Genomic DNA, 20,253 nt, shown 5'->3' with positions numbered 1-20,253 from the left:
CGGCCTCAGGTCCGCCGCGATCGTGCGGATCATGACCGGGCGAAACGGGATGAACGGCGCGCGCCTCGCGGGCCGGAGAAGTGCAGGATCGCGGACAGTCGTGGTGCGGGCGTCGGTGCGGGCGGCGGGGGCGGCGGGTGGCACGATCAGGGCATGACGGAACTGGTCGGTCTCGCCGACGTACGCGCCGCGCGGGAACTGCTCGCGGGCGTCACCCGGACGACCCCGCTGGAGCCCTCCCGGCCGCTCAGCGCGGCGCTGGGCGGGCCGACGTGGCTCAAGTGCGAGAACCTGCAGCGCGCCGGCTCGTACAAGGTGCGCGGCGCGTACGTGCGGATCTCCCGGCTGTCCGAGGCGGAGCGGGCCAACGGCGTGGTCGCGGCGAGCGCCGGCAACCACGCCCAGGGGGTGGCGCTCGCCGCCGGCCTCGTCGGCACGCACGCCACGGTCTTCATGCCGGTGAACGCGCCGCTGCCGAAGGTCGCCGCCACCAAGGGGTACGGCGCCCAGGTCGAACTCGTCGGCAACACCGTCGACGAGTCCCTGGTGGCGGCGCAGACCTTCGCCGAGCGGACCGGGGCGACGCTCATCCACCCGTTCGACCACCGGGACGTGATCGCCGGCCAGGGCACGGTGGCCCTGGAGATCCTCGAACAGTGCCCCGAGGTCAGGACGATCGTCACCGGGGTGGGCGGCGGTGGGCTGGTCTCCGGCATGGCGGTGGCCGCCAAGGCGCTGCGGCCCGACGTGCGCGTCATCGGCGTGCAGGCGGCCAGCGCGGCGGCCTTCCCGCCCTCCCTGGTGGCCGGCGAGCCGGTACGCCTCCCGTCGTTCAGTACGATCGCGGACGGCATCGCCGTCGGCCGGCCGGGGGAGATCACCTTCACCCACGTCCGCAAGCTGGTCGACGAGATCGTCACGGTCTCCGAGGAGGACATCTCCCGGGCGCTGCTGATGCTGCTGGAGCGCGGCAAGCAGGTGGTGGAGCCGGCCGGCGCGGTGGGCGTGGCGGCGCTGCTGGCGGGCGCGGTCGAGGTGGAGCCGCCGGTCGTGGCGGTGCTCTCCGGCGGCAACATCGACCCGCTGCTGATGCTCCGGGTGATCGAGCACGGCCTCGCCGCGGCCGGCCGCTACCTGCGGGTGACCGTGCGCTGCACGGACCGCCCGGGGCAGCTCGCCTCGCTGCTCAGCGAGATCGCCGAGCACCGGGCGAACGTGGTGGACGTGGAGCACCAGCGGGCCAACCCGCACCTGCGTCTGGGCGAGGTGGAGGTGGCGCTGTCGGTGGAGACCCGGGGCGTCGAGCACTCCGACACGCTGATCAGCGCGTTGCGGGCCAGCGGCTACCAGGTGGTCTTCGCGGCTGAGGCGTGACACCGGTCGGTGTCACGCCTCAGCGGGGTGTGCGGAGCGTCGCCCGGCTCTCACCGCCGCGTGGCGGCGTGCGGGTGCCGGGCGGTGCGGATCAGCCGGAGAACGGCTCGAAACCGACCACGGTCACCTTGATGTCGGCGCCGCTGGGGGCCGTGTAGGTGCAGGTCTGACCGGCCCGGCCGCCCAGGATCGCCTTGCCCAGCGCCGACTCCGGGCTGTAGACCGTCAGGTCGGTGGTCGACGCGATCTCGCGGGAGCCGAGCAGGAACGTCTCGGTGTCGTCCTTGTCGTCGTCGAAGTAGATCGTGACGACCATGCCGGGGGACACCACGTCGGCGGTCGGCGCCTCGCCGACCTGCGCGGTGCGGAGCAGCTCCTTCAGGTAGAGGATGCGCCCCTCGGCCTTGCCCTGCTCCTCGCGGGCGGCGTGGTAGCCACCGTTCTCCCGCAGGTCGCCCTCCTCGCGCCGGGCGTTGATCTCGGCGGCGATGACCGGCCGGTTGGCGATCAGCTCGTCGAGCTCGGCCTGGAGCCGGTCGTATGCGTCCTGGGACAGCCAGGTGGCGGGCGCCTCGTTGCCAGTGGACACAGGCGGTCTCCTCAGATGTGCGTGCTGGCTGACAGGTGAACCTCCAAGCTACCAGTGCGGTACGACACGGGGGTGTCGACGATCACCGGCGGCACCCCGTCCGGCGCCGCCGTGTCGCCTGTGCCGGCGCGTCCGGCCCGCGTCGTGGCTGCTCAGGCCGGGGGCCGGCAGCGCACCACCTCGCCGATGAAGGGGCGGGCACTGGTGACCAGCCGGTGCTGCGCCGTCACCTGCCGCTGGCCCGGCCGGGCGGTCACCGTGACCTCTTCCCTGGCCACCTCGGCGCCGGCACGGTTCCGGGCGCGCAGCAGGCACACCGCCGACCCGCCCTCGGGCACGGTGACCTGGAAGTCGACCAGCACCTGGCTGTCGGTGATGCCGGTGTAGGTGATCACCTGGGCGTCGTAGTTCGGGTCGCCGTACTGCCGGTAGAGCCGGACCGCGACCAGGCTCAGGGCCGCGACGAGGGCGATCACGAGCAGCGCCGCCAGCAGCGGCCGGCGGCGGCCGCGTTCCCGGCGGCGGCCGTACCGGCCGGGCGGGAAGGCCGGCGCGCCCGGCAGAAGTGTGGCGTGCGTCTCGGTCACCGGCGGGTATCTCCTGGCGTTGTTGTCGGCGGCATCGGCAAGAATGGCAGAGTTCCATCTTCCCAGCCCGTCCCGTCGTCAAGAATGACACGTCGGCACCGCCAGGTCCCGGCGCGGGGGGAGGATGCCGGCAGGTCAGCCGGGCGGTCCCGCGGGGGGTCCGCCGGCCGCCAGAGACGAGGAGCGCCGACGTTGGCAGAGCGACTGCGACTGATGGCCGTTCACGCACACCCTGACGACGAGTCGAGCAAGGGTGCCGCGACCACCGCGAAGTACGTGGCCGAAGGGGTCGACGTCCTCGTGGTCACGTGCACCGGCGGCGAGCGCGGCAGCGTGCTCAACCCGAAGATGGACCGGCCCGACGTCTGGGCCAACATCGCCGAGATCCGCCGGGGCGAGATGGACGCCGCGCGGGCCATCCTCGGCGTCGAGCAGGCGTGGCTCGGCTTCGTCGACTCCGGTCTGCCCGAGGGCGACCCGCTGCCGCCGCTGCCGGAGGGCTGCTTCGCCCTCCAGGACGTCGAGGTGGCGGCCGGCCCGCTGGTGCGGCTGATGCGCGAGTTCCGCCCGCACGTCGTCACCACGTACGACGAGCAGGGCGGCTACCCGCACCCCGACCACATCATGACGCACAAGATCAGCGTGGCGGCCTTCGACGCCGCCGGTGATCCGGAGCGCTACCCGGAGCTGGGCGAGCCGTGGCAGCCGCTCAAGCTCTACTACGACATCGGCTTCTCGAAGGGCAAGATCATGGCCCTGCACGAGGCGATCCTCGCCACCGGCCGGGAGTCGCCCTACGCGGAGTGGCTCACCCGCTGGGAGGACCGGCCCGACAAGGGCCCCCGGATCACCACCCGCGTGGAGTGCGCCGACTACTTCCCGGTCCGCGACGACGCGCTGCGGGCCCACGCCACCCAGATCGACCCGGACGGCTTCTGGTTCCACGTGCCCATGGAGGTGCAGCGGCGCGCCTGGCCCACGGAGGACTTCGAGCTGGTCCGCTCGCTGGTCGACAGCCCGCTGCCCGAGTCCGACCTTTTCGCCGGGGTGCGTGAGACGGTCCATGCCCGCTGATCCGGCGGGCGGCTACGCTGGTCACCAACCGCAGACCGGAGGAACGCCATGCTGACCGCTGCACAGGTGCTCGCCCAGAACAACTTCGGGGACACCCGCTCGGGTGGCCTGGCGGGGCCGATGGGCCTCTTCCTCATCCTGATCCTGGGGACGGCGACCGTCCTGCTGATCCGCAACATGAACGCCCGGCTGCGCCGGCTGCCCGACCGGTTCCCCCAGCAGGGGCCGTCCGTCGACGCGCACCGGGCGGACGCGGCGGTCGTCGATCCGACAGACGGGACGCCGGCGCAGGATTCATCCTCGGACGCCCCCAAAGGGCGTCAGCAGCGCCGCAACGGGTAGTCCACGCATGATTCACGTCGAACCGGGTCGTCGCCCCCTGTTGCGGCCACCCGGTTTGCCTTAGCCTTCCGCCGGGGGACCAAGAGTTCCCGAGCCGTGCGCGGAAGGGGGCGCCGATGACCACCACAGCAGCGGCCGCCCGGCGTACCGGCGATCGGCCCGTGGGCGGAGGGGATCGGTGACGTCCGGCAGGGCCGGCGAGCCGCCCGACCGGCTCGACGACCGCGGCACCCCGCCGCGGCTGCTCCTGCTCACCGCCGCCGTCGCGCTGACCGCCCTGGTCGCCGCCGCGGTGGGGTGGACCCTGCCGACGCGCCTCCCCGCCGACGACGCGCTCGGCGGGCCGGCCCGGTTCGGCATCGCCGTCGTCGTGTTCGCCGTCGCCCAGCTGGCCCGGCTGCGGTTCCGCACCGCCGCCGGAATGGTGAGCATCACCTGGGGCGAGGCCGCGCTGATCATCTGCCTCTACCTCGCGCCCGCCGGCTGGCTGCCCTCCGCCACGCTCCTCGGCGCCGGGCTCGCCTGGTCGGCGATGTCGCTGCTCGGCGACCGCCGGCCGGTGCTGGAGGTCGTCCGGATCACGGCCTCGCTGACCGCCGCCACCGCGCTCGCCGTCTCGGTCACCACCGCGCTCGGCCGGCCGCTGCTGGCCGCGCCGACGCCGGGGCTCGCCCTGGCCGTGGTCGCCGGGTCGGTCACCTACCTGCTCGCGACCGCCTGGCTGGGCGGGGCCACCCTGGCGCTCCGGCACGGCATCCCGGTCGCCCCGCCGCTGCTCGCCGCGCTCCGCGGCAAGCTGCTGATGTTCGTCGGCAACGTCGCCGTCGGGCTGGTCGTGCTGGCGCTGCTGGAACTCGACGCGCGCTGGCTGCTGCTGCTCCCGCCGCCGCTCTGGCTGCTCCAGCAGACCTACCGGCACCGGCTCCGCGCCGACCAGGAGCGCCGCGCCTGGCGGGCCTTCGCCGAGGCCACCGCCGCGCTCAACCAGCTCGACGAGCGCGGGGTCGCCACCGCGGCGGTGACCGGGGCGCTGACGCTGTTCAACGCCGAACTCGTCGACGTCGACGTCGCCCGGGGCGACGGCCGGTGGCGGCGCTACCGGGGCGACCCGGGTGGTCACCTGGTCGACCGGGAGGTCGCGCCGCCGGGCCGGACCGAACCGGAGGAGCACGAGCTGGTCCGCACCCTCACCGTGGGCGCCGCGCGGGTGGGCGAGCTGCGGGTCCGCTTCCCGCGCTCGGCCCCGCCCAGTGCCCGGGAGCGCGACGCCGTGGCAGCGTTCGGCGACGCCCTCGCCGCCGCCCTGCACGACGCCGCCACCCACCGGGAGCTGCGTCTGGTGACCGCCCGCTCGTCGTACGAGGCGGTGCACGACCAGCTCACCGGGCTGGTGAACCGGTCGGCCATGCTCAGCAAGGGCGACCAGGCGCTGCGGCAGCTCGCCCACGACCATCCGGTGGCGCTGCTGCTGCTCGACATCAACCAGTTCAAGGAGGTCAACGACACCCTCGGGCACGCCGCCGGCGACCAGTTGCTGCGCTTGACCGCCAACCGGCTGGGCACCCTCGCCCGCCCCGGGGACCTGCTCGCGCGGCTCGGCGGCGACGAGTTCGCCCTGCTGCTGACGTCGGTCCCGGTGCTCGGCGACCGCGCCGCCCCGATGGCGTACGCGCTGCGGCAGGCCCGCGAGATCGCCGAGCGGCTCGCCGCGCCGACCGAGGTGGCGGGGGTCCGGATGTCCGTCGAGGCCTCCGTCGGGGTGGTGGTCGCCGACGCCGGCACCGCCGACCTGACCGAGCTGCTGCGCCGGGCCGACATCGCGATGTACCAGGCCAAGGAGGGCGGCGGCAGCGTCGCCGCGTACGACGCCACCAGGGACGCCGCCAGCACCGACCAGCTGGCCCTGCTGGCCGAGCTGCGCGAGGCGCTGAAGGTCGACGACCAGTTGGTGCTGGCGTTGCAGCCCGCGGTCGACCTGGCGACCGGCGCGCCGACCGGGGTGGAGGCGCTGATCCGCTGGCGGCACCCGCGCCGGGGCTGGCTCGGCCCGCACGACTTCATCCGGCCGGTGGAAAACAGCGAGCAGCTCGGCAGCTTCACCCGCTACGTGCTGGACAAGGCGCTCGCCGTCGCCGCCGGCTGGGCCCGGGACGGGGTCGACGTGCCGATCTCGGTCAACCTGTCGGCGCGCAGCCTGCTCGACCCCCGCCTGCCCGCCGAGATCGCCGAGGCGCTGCGGCGGCACGAGGTGCCGCCGGACCGGCTGGTCCTGGAGATCACCGAGACGGTGGTGATGAGCGAGCTGGAGGTCATCGACGAGGTGCTCACCACGCTGCGGTCGATGGGCGTGCAGCTCGCGGTGGACGACTTCGGCACCGGCTTCTCCTCGCTGACGTTCCTCACCCGGATCGCCGTGGACGAGCTCAAGGTGGACCGTTCCTTCGTGATCCGGATGGCCGACTCGCCGGAGGCGGCGGCGATCGTGCGGACGACCGTCGGCCTGGCCCACGAGCTGGGGCTGCGGGTGGTCGCCGAGGGCGTGGAGACGGCCGAGCAGCGGTCCGCCCTGGCCGAGCTGGGCTGCACGGCCGCGCAGGGTTACCACTTCTTCAAGCCGATGCCGGCCGACAAGATCGGCGCGGTGCTGGGCACCCTGCTCGACGAGGCCCGGCCGAACGTCTTCCCGCTGCGCGCCGACGGCGCCTCCTGACCCGGCCCGGCGCACCCGCACCAGCGGGCGGGCACGGAGCGCGGGCGGGCGGGGCACCGGCTCGTTATGGTCGTCGGGTGAACCGACTCGCTGACGCCACGAGCCCGTACCTCCTCCAGCACGCCGACAACCCGGTCGACTGGTGGCCGTGGTGCGCCGAGGCGTTCGCCGAGGCGAAGCGCCGGGACGTACCCGTAATCATCTCGGTCGGCTACGCCGCCTGCCACTGGTGCCACGTGATGGCCCACGAGTCGTTCGAGAACGAGCAGGTCGGCGCCCTGATGAACGACGACTTCGTCTCGATCAAGGTGGACCGCGAGGAGCGCCCCGACGTCGACGCCGTCTACATGACCGCCACCCAGGCGATGACCGGGCAGGGCGGCTGGCCGATGACCGTCTTCGCCACCCCGGACGGCACCCCGTTCTTCTGCGGCACCTACTTTCCCCGGCCGAACTTCGTCCGGCTGCTCCAGTCGGTCGCCACCGCCTGGCGGGACCAGCGGGACGCCGTGATCACGCAGGGCGCCGCCGTGGTCGAGGCCATCGGCGGAGCCCAGGCCGTCGGCGGCCCCACCGCGCCGCTGGACGCCGCGCTGCTCGACGCCGCGGCCGAGCAGCTCGGCAGGGAGTACGACGAGGTGAACGGCGGCTTCGGCGGCGCGCCGAAGTTCCCGCCGCACATGAACCTGCTCTTCCTGCTCCGGCACCACCAGCGCACCGGCTCGGCGCGGAGCCTGGAGGTCGCCCGGCACACCTGCGAGGCGATGGCCCGCGGCGGCATCTACGACCAGCTCGCCGGCGGCTTCGCCCGCTACTCGGTCGACGCGCACTGGACCGTGCCGCACTTCGAGAAGATGCTCTACGACAACGCGCTGCTGCTGCGGACGTACACCCAGCTCTGGCGGCTGACCGGCGACCCGCTGGCCGCCCGGGTCGCGGCCGAGACCGCCGCCTTCATGATCGACGACCTGGGCACGCCCGAGGGCGGCCTGGCCTCCGCGCTGGACGCGGACACCGAGGGCGTCGAGGGGCTCACCTACTCCTGGACCCCGGCCCAGCTCGTGGAGGCGCTGGGGGAGGACGACGGCCGCTTCGCCGCCGACCTGTTCGCCGTCACCGAGCAGGGCACGTTCGAGCACGGCACGAGCGTGCTGCGGCTCGCCCGGGACGTGGACGACGCCGCCCCCGAGGTGGCCGCCCGGTGGGAGCGGATCCGGGCCCGGCTGCGCGAGGTCCGCGACACCCGGCCCCAGCCGGCCCGGGACGACAAGGTCGTCGCCTCCTGGAACGGGCTCGCGGTCACCGCGCTGGTCGAGCACACCGCGCTCACCGGCGACCCGGTCACCGCCGCCGCCGCGATCCGGATCGGCGAGGTGCTCGCCGAGCGGCACATCGTGGACGGGCGGCTGCGCCGGGTCTCCCGGGCCGGCGTGGTCGGCGAGCCGGCCGGCGTGCTCGAGGACCACGGCTGCGTGGCCGAGGCGTTCTGCGCGCTGCACCAGCTCACCGGGGAGGGGCGCTGGCTGACGCTGGCCGGTCGGCTGCTCGACGTCGCGCTGGAGCGGTTCGCCGCCCCCGGCGGCGGGTTCTACGACACCGCCGACGACGCCGAGCGGCTGGTCACGCGCCCCGCCGACCCCACCGACAACGCCACCCCGTCCGGGCGCTCGGCGATCGTCGCGGCGCTGGTCGCGTACGCGGCCCTGACCGGTGAGACCCGCTACCGGAAGGCCGCCGAGGCCGCGCTGTCGACCGTGGCGCCGATCGTCGGCCGGCACGCCCGGTTCACCGGCTACGCGGCCACCGTCGGCGAGGCGCTGCTCTCCGGGCCGTACGAGATCGCGGTGGTCACCGACGAGCCGACCGGCGACCCGCTGGTGGCGGCGGCGCACCGGCACGCCCCGCCCGGCGCGGTGATCGTGGCGGGCCGCCCGGGACAGGCCGGGGTGCCGCTGCTCGCCGACCGGCCGATGGTCGACGGGCGGCCCACCGCGTACGCCTGCCGGGGTTTCGTCTGCGAGCGCCCGGTGACGACGGTGGAGGACCTGGTCGGCCAGCTCGGCCGGCGCTGAGGCCCACGGCCGCGGCGGTGTGCGATCGGCCATCCGGCGGGGCGGGGGACGGGTCGCCCGGATAGGCTGGCGCCGCTATGGATTCCCGTACCGGTCTGCCTGTTGTCGGCATGGTGGGTGGTGGCCAGCTGGCCCGGATGACCCACCAGGCCGCGATCGCCCTCGGCCAGTCGCTGCGCGTGCTCGCGCTGGCCCCCGACGACGGCGCCGCGCTGGTCGCCGCCGACGTCCAGTACGGCGACCACACCGACCTCGCCGCGCTGCGCACCTTCGCCAAGGGCTGCGACGTGGTCACCTTCGACCACGAGCACGTCCCCACCGAGCACATCCGGGCGCTGGCCGCCGAGGGCGTGAAGCTCTTCCCGCCGGCCGACGCGCTGCTGCACGCGCAGGACAAGCGGGTGATGCGGGAGCGGCTCGGCGAGCTGGGCGCGCCGAACCCGGCGTGGCGACCGGTCGCCGAGCCCGCCGACCTGGTGGCCTTCGGCGACGAGACCGGCTGGCCGGTCGTGCTCAAGGCGGCCCGCGGCGGGTACGACGGCCGGGGCGTCTGGCTGGTCGGCGACGCGGCGCAGGCCGTCGAGCTGGCCGCGACGCTGCTGGCCGGCGGCACCCGGCTGATCGTCGAGGAACGGGTGGCGCTGCGCCGGGAACTCGCCGTGCAGGTGGCCCGGTCGCCGTTCGGGCAGGTCGCGGCGTACCCGGTGGTCGAGACGGTGCAGCGGGACGGCATCTGCGTCGAGGTGCTCGCCCCCGCGCCGGGCCTGCCGGAGGAGCTGGCGGTCGCCGCCCAGCAGCTCGCCATCGATTTGGCCACCGCGCTCGGCGTGGTCGGCCTGCTCGCGGTGGAGCTGTTCGAGGTCGCGGACCCGACCGCGCCCGCCGGCAGCCGGATCGTGGTGAACGAGCTGGCGATGCGGCCGCACAACTCCGGGCACTGGACCATCGAGGGCGCGCGCACGTCGCAGTTCGAGCAGCACCTGCGGGCGGTGCTCGACTACCCGATGGGGGACACCTCGCTGACCGCGCCCGTCGTGGTGATGGCGAACGTGCTCGGCGGCGAGCCGGGCGGGATGTCGATCGACGAGCGGCTGCACCACCTCTTCGCGGCGGAGCCGGGCGCCAAGGTGCACCTCTACGGCAAGCAGGTGCGACCCGGCCGCAAGATCGGGCACGTCACGGTGCTCGGCGACGACCTGGACGACGTACGGACGCGGGCCGCGCGGGCCGCCCGCTGGCTGCGGGAGGGACACCAGTGAGCGGGACCGGTGAACGTGCGGACGCCGCTGTGGGCACCGTCGGGCTGATCATGGGCAGCGACTCGGACTGGCCGACCATGAAGGCCGCCGCCGGGGTGCTGGACGAGTTCGAGGTGTCGTACGAGGTCGGCGTGGTCTCCGCGCACCGCACGCCGACCAAGATGATCGAGTACGGCCGCGCCGCCGTCGACCGGGGCCTGAAGGTCATCATCGCCGGGGCCGGTGGCGCCGCGCACCTGCCCGGCATGGTCGCCTCGGTGACGCCGTTGCCGGTGATCGGCGTGCCGGTGCCGCTGAAGCACCTCGACGGCATGGACTCGCTGCTCTCCATCGTGCAGATGCCGGCCGGCATCCCGGTCGCCACCGTGTCGATCGGCAACGCCCGCAACGCCGGGCTGCTGGCCGTACGGATCCTGGCGGCCGGCGACCCCGCCCTGCTCGACCGGATGGCGGCCTACCAGGCGGACCTGGAGCAGTTGGTGGCCGAGAAGGACGCCGCGCTGCGCGCCTCCCTCGCCTGACCTGCACCCTCGGCGCTGTCGGGCACGGGTCTGCCGGTCGGGGTGCGGGCGCGGGCCCGGCCCGAACTAGGCGTCCGTCCGGCCGGGCGTGCGCGACCCGTACGCCGGGCCGAACACCACCAGCAGCGCCAGGTCCTCGGTGACGTCCTCGAACCGGTGCTCCTCGCCCGCGGGCACGAAGATCACCGAGCCGGGGCCGACCTCGGCGGTGGCGTCCGGGGTCACGATCCTGGCCCGCCCCGCGGTCACCACGTAGATCTCGTCCTCGGTGTGCGGGCTCTGATCGTCGAGCCCACCGGCCGGAACGCAGTACGTCCCCACCGACAGGTCCGGCACCCGCAGGTGCTCCACCCAGTCGTTGGCCGCCCCCACGGGCGGGGTCCACGCCCCGGCGCCCTCGATGATCCGCATGGCCGGAGCGTAGCCAACCCCGGCCCCGGGCCCGGGAGCGCCCGGATGCGTCATCTCATGCCGCGCAGGGCGGTCTGGAGGCGCTCCTGGGCGCGGCGGCGGCGCTCGTTGCTCGCGCCGAGCACCAGCAGCAGGAGCCCGACCGGGATCAGCGCCAGCCACGGCCCGAGGCTGAACAGCGCGTGCACCGCCGCGATCGCGGTGACGGCGGCGCCGACGATCACCGGCGCCTGCTGCTGGCTCGTCGAGCCGAAGATGAGCACCGCGACCGCGCCGAGCAGCAGCAGCACCTGGCGCAGCGTGCTGGAGTCGGTGGCCAGCACGATCGCCAGGGTCGGCACGAACGCGGTGACCAGCGCCGGCCCGTACGCGACCCAGCTGCTCAGGTCGGGCCGGTGCCGCAGCTCCAGCACCCCGACGAGCAGGGCGAGCGCCGCGAAGGGCAGCGTGTACGCCTCCGGCAGCGCCACGTCGGCCACCCGCATCATGATCCACCAGGCGGCGATCTCGCAGACCACCACCGCCCAGAACAGGATGCGCCGCTCCGCCGGCCGGCGGCCCGGCCGGGTGGCCGCGACGCCGAGGACCGCGCCCCAGGCGGCCAGCAGCGCCGCGATGTGCCGGGGCGAGTCGAAGGCCAGGGCCAGGGCGATCAGGGCGGCGGCGTGCCCGCTCCACTCCACGGTGGCCGCCTCGCGCTGGGCCTCGGGACGGCGGAGCCGGGGCAGGGTCGCGGCGAACACCTGCAGGGCCGCGCCGACCGCCAGCACGCCGAAGGCGGACCAGACCGCCGCGAGCCCGGCCACCAGCCCGACGGTGAGCACGAACAGCTGCGCCATCAGCGAGGCGAAGAGCCAGCCGAGGATGCGTGCCCGCTGGGTGGTGCCGAACAGCGCCGCCACCGTGCCGACGCCGACCGCGCCGCCGAGCGTGAAGAGCGTCAGCTCCCGGGTGGCGAGGCTGCCGGCCAGCCCCGCGCCCCCGGCGGCCAGCCCGATGGCGAAGACCAGCACCCGGGTCAGCCGCAGGGAACGGGCCGGCTCGACCAGCGGCGGGGGCGGGGTCAGCGCCAGGCCCAGCATCGAGATGGTGAACACGGCCAGCGCTGCGAGGGTGCTCGCCGGCCAGCCGTTGCCCAACGCCACCGGGGTGATCAGCAGGGTCACGGCCGCGCCGGGCAGCACCACGGGCACCGCCCGGGAGCGCCGGCCGCCGCTGAACCCGGTGGCGGCCAGCGCGGCGGTCGCGGTGAGCAGCAGCGCGGTCAGCACGTGGGTCGGGTCGACCGCGCCGGGCGGCGGGGTGAGCAGCTCCGGCGGTGGCCCCTGCCAGACCCGGGCGAGGCCGCGGTGCGGCTCCACCAGGGCGACGACCAGGGCCGGCGCGATCGACACCAGCGCCAGGACGGTGGGCAGCGCGGCGACGGCGAGCGCGCCGGCGGCAGGGCTGAGCCGCCAGCGCCGCGTGCCGTCGTCCGGCAGCCGCCGCAGCGCCCCGTCGAGCAGCACCGACCAGCGCCGTACCGGCTGGGCCGAGCCGGCCGGCGGTTCGGTCGCGCCGCGGGCCAGCTCGGCGAGCACCCCGAGCAGGGCCGCGGCGGCGGCGTAGACCCCGACGGGCAGCCCGGCGGGGACGGCGGCCAGCGCGGTCACGGTGGCGCCGCCGGCCACCGCCGCGCTCGCCCAGGGCAGGTACTGCGGAACCCGCCGCCGGGCGGCGGCCATCGCCGCCAGGCCCAGGCTGGACGCGGCCAGCGCGGCGGTGAGCACCACCTCCGGCGAGCGGCCGAACTCGGCCGCCAGCGCCGCGACCGCGCCCGGGGACGCGAGCAGGGCGGCGCCGGCGGCGGCGCCCCCGATCTGCGCCAGGTGCGGCGGCATCCCCTCGGCCTCGATGTCGTCGACCAGCGGCACGGCCAGCGTCCGGGCCAGCGCCGCCACCACCACGCCGATCAGCGCGATGCTGCCCAGCGCCAGCGCGGTGGTCCACGGCCGGACCAGGCCGGCCCCGGCGGCGTGCAGGGCCACCACGCCCGCCACGACCGCCCGGGACAGCCCGGCGCGCGGGTCGGTCGCCGCCACGGCGGCCATCCCGAAGACCGTGGCGACCATGCCGCCGACCAGGACCGGCGACCACCACGGCAGGTCGAACGCGGCCGGCGCGCCGATCGTGGCGAGCACGGCTGCCGCCCCCGACACGTCGTACTTCCACGGTGGCGGCAGCAGGACCGCGGCGGCGACGCCGAGCAGGGCCAGCGCGACCGGCGCCTGCCACGCCGACCCGCCGGTCGGCGCGGCCGGCCAGCCGGTCAGGTCGCCGGCCCAGATCGGGCCGGGGGTGGCGAGCACCCCCAGCCCGCCGCGCAGCGCGCTCCAGCCGGCCAGCACGCCGATGAGCACGCCGCCGACGGTGAGGCCGAGGATCGGCCCGCGCCGCCACTCCTCCGGCATCGCGCGGGCGGCCACCGCGACCACCAGCACCAGCCCGGCGGCGACGGCGAGCTGGCCGCCGGGGGCGAGCACCGCCGCGATCCGGGCGAGGGTGGCGATCAGGGCGGCGGTCACCGCCGCGGCGGCGAGGTCGGAGCCGTCCAGGGCGAGGTCGGAGCGCCGGCCCGCGTCGATGGGGCCGGCGAACACCACCATCGCGGCGGCGACGAGCAGCAGCCCGCCGACCCAGGCGTCGGCGGCGGTGGCGCCGGGGGCCCCGAACGCGGCGGCGGTGACCACGACCGTGCCCAGGGCGGTGCCCACCGCCAGCGGCGCCGGGACGTGTCGCTGGGACACCTGCACGATGGCGGCGTAGCCGAGGGTGACGCAGACCGCCAGGAAGCTGGCCGCCAGCACCGGGACGGTGGCCTCGCGCAGGCTCGCCGGGGTGGGCGTCGGGTCGGTCGGCACGGTGGCGGCGACGAAGGCGGCCACCGCGCCCGGCAGCGCGAACGCCGCGCCGCCGGCGGCCCAGGCCGAGACGGTGTCGGCCGCGGCCGGGGCGAGCCGCATCCGGGGCGCCACGGCGACCAGCACCCCGGCGGCGAAGAGCGCGAGCAGGGCCGCGGTCGTCAGCGCCGGCCGGGCCAGGGCGGCCCCCGCCCCGAACAGCCCGACGCCGGCCGCGGCGGCCGCGTGCGCCACCGCCGCCCGTCCGGTCCGGGCGGAGAGCCCGACGACCCCGATGCCGATCGCGGTCAGCACCATCGGCCAGGGCGCCATCGCCCACCCGAGACCGAACGACGCCGGTACGGAGAGCGCGGTCAGCGCCGCGCCGACCACCGCGAACTCCCGGCGGATCTCCGGCGGCAGGGCCAGCACCGCGGCCACGGTCAGCAGGAAGGCGCTCGCGGCGAGCTGCCAGGCGGCCGGACCGACCGCCGCGGCCAGCTCGGCCGGGTAGCGGTCGAGGTCGGCCGCCCAGGCCGGCAGCGCGGCTCGGACGGGGGCGACGCCGGCGCGCAGGGCCCCGCCGGCGACGACCACCCCGCTGACCGTGAGCGCCACCGCCGAGGCGAGCTGCGGGCCGCGCCGGGCGGCCTCCGGCACCGCCCGCACGGCGAGCCCGGTGACGGTGATGACCGCCGCGATCAGCAGCAGCGCCCGGCCGGGTAGCGCCACCGAGGCGATCCGGCTCAGCGCGCCGATCACGGCCAGGGTGAAGATCCCGGCGCCGAGGTCGGGCAACGGCGGCCGGCGCAGCACCAGCGTCCCGGCCAGGCCCACGGCAGCGGCCAGCAACAGCACCAGCCCCGCTCCGGTCGCGGCCGGCACGGTGGTCGCCCGCAGCAGGGCGGAGACGGCGTACGCGAGGGCGACGGCGACCGCCACCCCGTGCAGCGTCCAGGTCAGCTCGCGCAGCCACGGCACCGCCCGGGCGGCCGGGGCCGGCGTCGCCTGCTCCGGCGGGTCACCGTCGAGCACCTCGCCGGCCTCCTCCGGGGCCCCCTCCGGCCGGCCCTCGGCGCGACGCTGGCGGGGCGTGGCCGGTGCCGCCGACGCGGCGGGGGCGGCCGGCGGCTCGGGCAGGTCCCGGCGGACCGGCCGCTCCACGGTGACCGGTGACCGGGCCAGCCAGAGGTCGAGCACGGCCACCGCGGTCAGCACCAGCGCCCAGCCGCCGGGGCCGGTGACCCGGTCGTACGCGAACAGCGGCAGCACCGGCTGGGCGGCCAGCACGGCGGCGAACCGGGGCGCGCGCAGCCCCGTCCAGCCCGCGTAGCCGAAGGAGACGCCGGCGGTGACGGCGAAGATCACCCCGGCGAAGACGGCACCCGAGGCGCCGCCGTTGCCGATCTGGTCCACCGCCCACAGCGCGTAGCCGGCGAGCGGCACCAGCAGCAGGCCGACGGCGGAGATGGTCTCGGCGGTCGAGGTGAGCCCGCGCCGTGCCAGCACGGGCGGGGCGAGCAGCATCAGCACGGTCGCGAGCAGCAGGATGCCCAGCCGGGCCAGCGCGTCCATCGAGCTGGTGGCCACCGCGGCGAAGACCACCGCGGCGACGCCGAGCAGCAGCGCGCCGAGCCCGAGGGGGATGTTCTGCACCTCGCGGGAGGACGCCTCCGGCGGATGCTCCGGGTCGTCGGCGTCGAGCCAGGTGGCGCTCGGCGGCGGGGGCGGCTCCTCCGGGCCGGCCGGGGTGCCCTGCCGGGGCACCCGGGGCGGTGCGCCGGTGGCGGCGGTGGGCGGGCGGCGGCCGGGCCGGCGGCGCAGCACCCGGCGGGGGCGGGTGGCCTGTTTGAGACGTTCCTCACCGGCGTGCGCGAGGATGTCCCGCTGGAAGAGCGCGGCCTGCATCTTGGCGGCGATCTGCCGCTGCTCGCTGGCGATGGCGGCCTCGCGGGCCTTCATCTCCGCGATGGACCGCTCGATCTCCGCCAGGTGCTCGACCCACTGTGGCTGGTGCGCGCCGCAGTGCGGGCAGCTGACGGCCGGTTTGATCTCCTGGCCGCACGAGGAGCACTGAAAGCTCGCCACGACACCCCTCCACCCGCACTGTGGACTCCCACCTTGGCAGCATGCCGAATGCGGGCGCGGATTTCGACAGTTGTCGGCGGGTCCGGGGCAAAGATCGTCAGGGCGGACGGCGAACGGCCGGTCGCGGAGCGTGCTCCACGGCCGGCCGTTTCAGCGGTCGATGGTCAGGGGCGGCCCATGCCGCGGTACTCCCAGCCGGCCTGCGTCCACAGTGCCGAGTCCAGGCAGTTGCGCCCGTCGACCACCCGGCGGCCGGCGGCCAGCTCGCCGAGGGCGACGGGGTCGGCGTTGCGGAAGTCGGCCCACTCGGTGAGCACGCAGACGAGGTCGGCGCCGGTCACGGCCTCGTTGACGCCGGGCTCGTAGACCAGCTCGGGGGCCACCGCGCGGGCCCGCTCCATGCCCTGCGGGTCGTAGACGTGCACGTCGGCGCCGGCCTTGCGCAGCAGCGACGCGACGGCGAGCGCCGGGGCGTCGCGTACGTCGTCGGTGTTGGGCTTGAAGGTCGCGCCGAGCACGGCGATCCGGGTGCCGGACAGGTCCGGCCCGGCCGGCCCGGACCGGCGGCCGAGCAGCTCGGCGGCGAGCTGGACGACCCGGGTCCGGCGGCGCATGTTGATCAGGTCGACCTCGTGCAGGAAGCGCAGCGCCTCCCCGGCGCCGAGCTCCTGGGCGCGGGCCTGGAAGGCCCGGATGTCCTTGGGCAGGCAGGCGCCGCCGAAGCCGAGCCCGGCCTGGAGGAAGCGGTTGCCGATGCGGGGGTCGAAGCCGATGGCCCGGGCGAGGTGGGTGACGTCGCCGCCGGCGGCCTCGCAGACCTCGGCCATCGCGTTGATGAAGGAGATCTTGGTGGCGAGGAAGGCGTTGGCGGCGACCTTGACCAGCTCGGCGGTCGCGAAGTCGGTGACCACCAGGGGCACCTCGCGGTCCTCCGTGGCGGCCAGGTCGAAGACGCCCTTGTGGGCGGCGTAGAGCATGCCGTTGGCCCACTCGCTCTTGACGCCGACCACGATCCGGTTGGGCCGCAGCACGTCGTCGACGGCGAAGCCCTCCTGGAGGAACTCGGGGCTCCACGCCACCTCGACGCCGAGGTCGGCGGGGGTGTGCTTGCTCACCAGCTGCTCGACCCACTCGGCGGTGCCGACCGGCACGGTGGACTTGCCGACGATCAGCGCCTTGCGGGTCAGGTGCTGGGCCAGGCTGGTGACCGACGCCTCGACGTACGACAGGTCGGCGCCCATGCCGTCGGCGATCTGCGGCGTGCCGACGCAGATGAAGTGCACGTCGCCGAATTCGGCGACCTCGGCGATGTCCGTGCTGAACCGCAGCCGCCCGGCCGCCAGGTTGCGCTTGAGCAGCTCGTCCAGGCCCGGCTCGTGGATCGGCACCTCGCCGGCGTTCAGCATGGCGATCTTGTCGGCGTCGACGTCGAAGCCGAGGACCTCGTAGCCCAGTTCGGCGTAGCAGATGGCGTACGTCGCACCGAGGTAGCCGGTGCCCAGGAAGGTCACCCGTGGCCGCTGCGCGCCCGACGGGGGCGTCACCGCGGCGATGGCGGGCATCGGCTGGGTGTTCGGGTACGGGATCGTCACGCCTGTCTTCTCCGCTCGCGCTGGCGCCGCGTCGTCGCGTCGCGTTCTGCTGCGGCGCCTGGGCGGGCACCGGAGGGACTCTATGCCTGTCACTTCCATCATCGCCGGGCGGCGTCGACGCTCGTCGTGCCATAGCCTACGCGGCGGTAACATCGCCTGGGTTTGGTCGCTATCCTTCAGTCTGCGCCGTCGACGGTCACAAGACGCTACAGACTGCGCATGATAGCGGTGAAGGGGAGGGGCCGACATGGCCGCAGAGCAGTCGTTCGACGTCTACCGGTTGCCGGAGGAGCACGAGGCGATCCGGGAGGCGGTCCGTGAGGTCTGTGCGGCCAAGGTGGCCCCGCATGCGGCCGAGGCGGACGAGACCGGTGAGTTCCCGAAGGCGTCCTACGACGCGTTGCGCGCCGCGGACTTCCACGCCCCGCACATCCCCGTCGAGTACGGCGGCGCGGGCGCGGACGCCCTGGCCACGGCCATTGTGATCGAGGAGGTGGCGCGGGCCTGCGCGTCGTCCTCGCTGATCCCCGCCGTCAACAAGCTGGGCACCATGCCGCTGCTGCTGGCGGGCTCGGAGGAGCTCAAGCGCCGCTACCTGAGCCGGGTCGCGTCGGGCGACGCGATGTTCTCGTACTGCCTCTCGGAGCCGGAGGCGGGCAGCGACGCGGCCTCGATGACCACCCGCGCCGTGCGTGACGGCGATCACTGGGTACTCAACGGCGTCAAGCGCTGGATCACCAACGCCGGGGTCTCGGAGTTCTACACGGTCTTCGCGGTGACCGACCCGACGGCCCGGTCCCGGGGCATCTCCGCGTTCGTGGTGGAGAAGTCCGACGCCGGGGTCAGCTTCGGCGCCCCGGAGAAGAAGCTCGGCGTCAAGGGCTCGCCGACCCGCGAGGTCTACCTGGACAACGTCCGGATCCCGGCGGACCGCATGATCGGCGCCGAGGGCACCGGCTTCGCCACCGCGATGCGGACGCTGGACCACACCCGGGTCACCATCGCCGCGCAGGCCCTCGGCATCGCCCAGGGGGCGCTCGACTACGCCAAGGGGTACGTGCAGGAGCGCAAGCAGTTCGGCAAGGCGGTCGCCGAGTTCCAGGGCGTCCAGTTCATGCTCGCCGACATGGGCATGAAGCTGGAGGCGGCCCGACAGTTGACGTACGCCGCCGCCGGCAAGTCGGAGCGCGGCGACGCCGACCTGACCTACTTCGGCGCGGCGGCCAAGTGCTTCGCCTCGGACGCGGCCATGGAGATCACCACCGACGCGGTGCAGCTGCTCGGCGGCTACGGCTACACCCGGGACTACCCGGTCGAGCGGATGATGCGCGACGCCAAGATCACCCAGATCTACGAGGGCACCAACCAGGTGCAGCGCATCGTGATGGCCCGCCAGCTCCTCAAGGACTGACCGGCCGTCGGGCGGGCCGGTCTCCCGGCCCGCCCGACGTGTCACCGGATCTCGGTCGTGTCCTCCGGCCGGTTGCCGGTGCGCGGCGGCGCCGACCACGGCGACTCGCCGCCGGTGCGGCGGGGCAGCGGCTCGGTCGGCGTCGAGTCGTCCGGGTAGCCCAGGGTCAGCGGGGCGGTGTCCTGGTCGGCCGAGCCGGCCGAGGGCCAGTCGGTCAGGGTGAAGTCGTCCCGTTCCGGGCCGGTCGCGGGTTCCGGCGCCACCTCGGCGGCCGGGCGCGGCCACCGGCGCCAGCGCTGCCCGCTGAACGTCGCCATGATCAGCAGCAGGCCGATCAGGAAAAGGGTGCCGTTCTCCACCGGCGCGTGCAGCGGGAGGGGGTCACCGAAGACCTTCCAGCCGTCCGGGATGCGGTCCCGCACCTCGAAGGGCGCGGCGAACATCCCCACGTACGGGGCGGCGAGCAGCAGCCCGGCCACCAGCGGGCCGAGCGGTGAGATGCGCAGCGTGGCGAGCAGGCCGAGCAGGATCCCGCCGACGGCGAGGTAGACGGCAGGCTCGATGAGATTGGCCGAGTTGGACGTGCCGATCTCGACCCAACGGTCGACGGTGCCCGCCGACCCGTCCTGCCCGAGGGCGACCAGCACCCACGTGACGGGTGCCACCACCAGCCCGGCGAGGAAGCTCCAGAGATGTCGCATCCGCGCACCGTACCGTTTCCGACATGACCGAGCACCCCTCCACCGCGCCGGCCGGTAAGCCGACCTCGTACTCCCGGGTCACCCTGAGCCGGATCATGACCGCTGTCGACGTCAACCTCTACGGCACCGTGCACGGCGGGGTGCTGATGAAGTTCATCGACGACGTGGCGGGGGCGGCGGCCGCCCGGCACAGCGGCGGTACGGCGGTCACCGCGGCCATCGACGAGATCGTCTTCGCCGAGGCGGTCCGGGTCGGCGACCTGGTGCACGCGCACGCCCAGGTGAACTGGACCGGGCAGACCTCGATGGAGGTGGGCGTCCGGGTGGTGGCCGAGCGGTGGGACTCGGCCGAGGACGAGCCGGTCGGGGTGGCCACCGCGTACCTCGTCTTCGTGGGCGTCGACGTGGGCGGCGCGCCACGGGCGGTCCGGCCGGTGCTGCCGGAGACCCCGGAGGACGAGCGGCGGTTCCGGGAGGCGGAGATCCGCCGGGCCCACCGCCTCGCCCGCCGCCGCGCCATCCAGGCCCACCGCGCCGGCTGAGGCATCGGGAAGGGCTCCTTCGTCCACCGCAGCCGTGCGGAAGGGGGGCCTTCCTGGCACTTCCCACACAGGGTGGTGGTGGGGCATGTGGGTTCCGCACG

At 75.1% G+C, this 20,253-nt stretch carries 15 protein-coding genes; 9 read left to right on the top strand and 6 right to left on the bottom strand.

Features of this window, described 5'->3' with window-relative positions; translation table 11 throughout:
* The first annotated feature begins 153 nt into the window (after positions 1-153).
* Positions 154-1,374: a threonine ammonia-lyase gene (gene ilvA, locus ABZ793_RS28770; protein WP_350680351.1), complete on the top strand. Its 1,221-nt coding sequence runs from the start codon at positions 154-156 to the stop codon at positions 1,372-1,374.
* Between the two features lie 91 nt (positions 1,375-1,465).
* Here ilvA and greA read toward each other — a convergent pair whose 3' ends face one another.
* Positions 1,466-1,963 carry a transcription elongation factor GreA gene (gene greA, locus ABZ793_RS28765; protein ID WP_357462509.1) on the bottom strand — a complete coding sequence of 166 codons (498 nt, stop codon included), beginning with the start codon at positions 1,961-1,963 and terminating at the stop codon, positions 1,466-1,468.
* A gap of 152 nt (positions 1,964-2,115) precedes the next feature.
* A complete protein-coding gene (locus tag ABZ793_RS28760) occupies positions 2,116-2,550 on the bottom strand; it encodes a DUF4307 domain-containing protein (protein WP_357462506.1) in 435 nt (144 codons plus the stop codon).
* A gap of 192 nt (positions 2,551-2,742) precedes the next feature.
* Between ABZ793_RS28760 and mca the strand changes: the two genes are divergently transcribed.
* The 6 genes from mca to purE all read left to right on the top strand — a co-directional run bounded on the left by mca (position 2,743) and on the right by purE (position 10,528).
* Positions 2,743-3,624 (top strand): mycothiol conjugate amidase Mca, encoded by an 882-nt coding sequence (gene mca, locus ABZ793_RS28755; protein ID WP_357462503.1) that lies wholly within the window; start codon positions 2,743-2,745, stop codon positions 3,622-3,624.
* Positions 3,625-3,672: 48 nt separating this feature from the next.
* Positions 3,673-3,966, top strand: coding sequence for a hypothetical protein (locus ABZ793_RS28750; protein WP_357462500.1), 294 nt, complete (start codon positions 3,673-3,675; stop codon positions 3,964-3,966).
* A gap of 247 nt (positions 3,967-4,213) precedes the next feature.
* The gene (locus ABZ793_RS28745; protein WP_357462547.1) at positions 4,214-6,676 is read left to right on the top strand and encodes a bifunctional diguanylate cyclase/phosphodiesterase; all 2,463 of its coding nucleotides are present in this window, start codon (positions 4,214-4,216) and stop codon (positions 6,674-6,676) included.
* A 77-nt stretch (positions 6,677-6,753) separates the two neighbouring features.
* The gene (locus ABZ793_RS28740; RefSeq protein ID WP_357462497.1) at positions 6,754-8,748 is read left to right on the top strand and encodes a thioredoxin domain-containing protein; all 1,995 of its coding nucleotides are present in this window, start codon (positions 6,754-6,756) and stop codon (positions 8,746-8,748) included.
* Positions 8,749-8,825: 77 nt separating this feature from the next.
* Positions 8,826-10,007 (top strand): 5-(carboxyamino)imidazole ribonucleotide synthase, encoded by a 1,182-nt coding sequence (locus ABZ793_RS28735; RefSeq protein WP_357462494.1) that lies wholly within the window; start codon positions 8,826-8,828, stop codon positions 10,005-10,007.
* Positions 10,008-10,036: 29 nt separating this feature from the next.
* The gene (purE, locus tag ABZ793_RS28730) at positions 10,037-10,528 is read left to right on the top strand and encodes a 5-(carboxyamino)imidazole ribonucleotide mutase (RefSeq protein ID WP_357462544.1); all 492 of its coding nucleotides are present in this window, start codon (positions 10,037-10,039) and stop codon (positions 10,526-10,528) included.
* Positions 10,529-10,594: 66 nt separating this feature from the next.
* On the opposite strand, the gene ABZ793_RS28725 is transcribed toward purE, so the two are convergent.
* From ABZ793_RS28725 to ABZ793_RS28715, 3 genes are all read right to left on the bottom strand, one after another.
* The gene (locus ABZ793_RS28725; RefSeq protein ID WP_357462491.1) at positions 10,595-10,939 is read right to left on the bottom strand and encodes a cupin domain-containing protein; all 345 of its coding nucleotides are present in this window, start codon (positions 10,937-10,939) and stop codon (positions 10,595-10,597) included.
* 50 nt (positions 10,940-10,989) lie between these two features.
* Positions 10,990-15,906: a permease gene (locus ABZ793_RS28720; protein ID WP_357462488.1), complete on the bottom strand. Its 4,917-nt coding sequence runs from the start codon at positions 15,904-15,906 to the stop codon at positions 10,990-10,992.
* A 164-nt stretch (positions 15,907-16,070) separates the two neighbouring features.
* Positions 16,071-17,498 carry a UDP-glucose/GDP-mannose dehydrogenase family protein gene (locus tag ABZ793_RS28715; protein WP_357462485.1) on the bottom strand — a complete coding sequence of 476 codons (1,428 nt, stop codon included), beginning with the start codon at positions 17,496-17,498 and terminating at the stop codon, positions 16,071-16,073.
* A gap of 247 nt (positions 17,499-17,745) precedes the next feature.
* Between ABZ793_RS28715 and ABZ793_RS28710 the strand changes: the two genes are divergently transcribed.
* Positions 17,746-18,909: an acyl-CoA dehydrogenase family protein gene (locus ABZ793_RS28710; RefSeq protein WP_357462482.1), complete on the top strand. Its 1,164-nt coding sequence runs from the start codon at positions 17,746-17,748 to the stop codon at positions 18,907-18,909.
* A gap of 41 nt (positions 18,910-18,950) precedes the next feature.
* Here ABZ793_RS28710 and ABZ793_RS28705 read toward each other — a convergent pair whose 3' ends face one another.
* Positions 18,951-19,610 (bottom strand): hypothetical protein, encoded by a 660-nt coding sequence (locus ABZ793_RS28705; protein WP_357462479.1) that lies wholly within the window; start codon positions 19,608-19,610, stop codon positions 18,951-18,953.
* 23 nt (positions 19,611-19,633) lie between these two features.
* On the opposite strand from ABZ793_RS28705, the gene ABZ793_RS28700 reads away from it, so the two are divergent.
* The gene (locus tag ABZ793_RS28700) at positions 19,634-20,152 is read left to right on the top strand and encodes an acyl-CoA thioesterase (RefSeq protein ID WP_357462476.1); all 519 of its coding nucleotides are present in this window, start codon (positions 19,634-19,636) and stop codon (positions 20,150-20,152) included.
* Positions 20,153-20,253: the final 101 nt, after the last annotated feature.

The sequence above is a fragment of the Micromonospora sp. NPDC047465 genome (assembly GCF_040643125.1).
Taxonomy (GTDB): domain Bacteria; phylum Actinomycetota; class Actinomycetes; order Mycobacteriales; family Micromonosporaceae; genus Micromonospora.
This window is presented reverse-complemented; position numbering and strand designations above follow the sequence as displayed.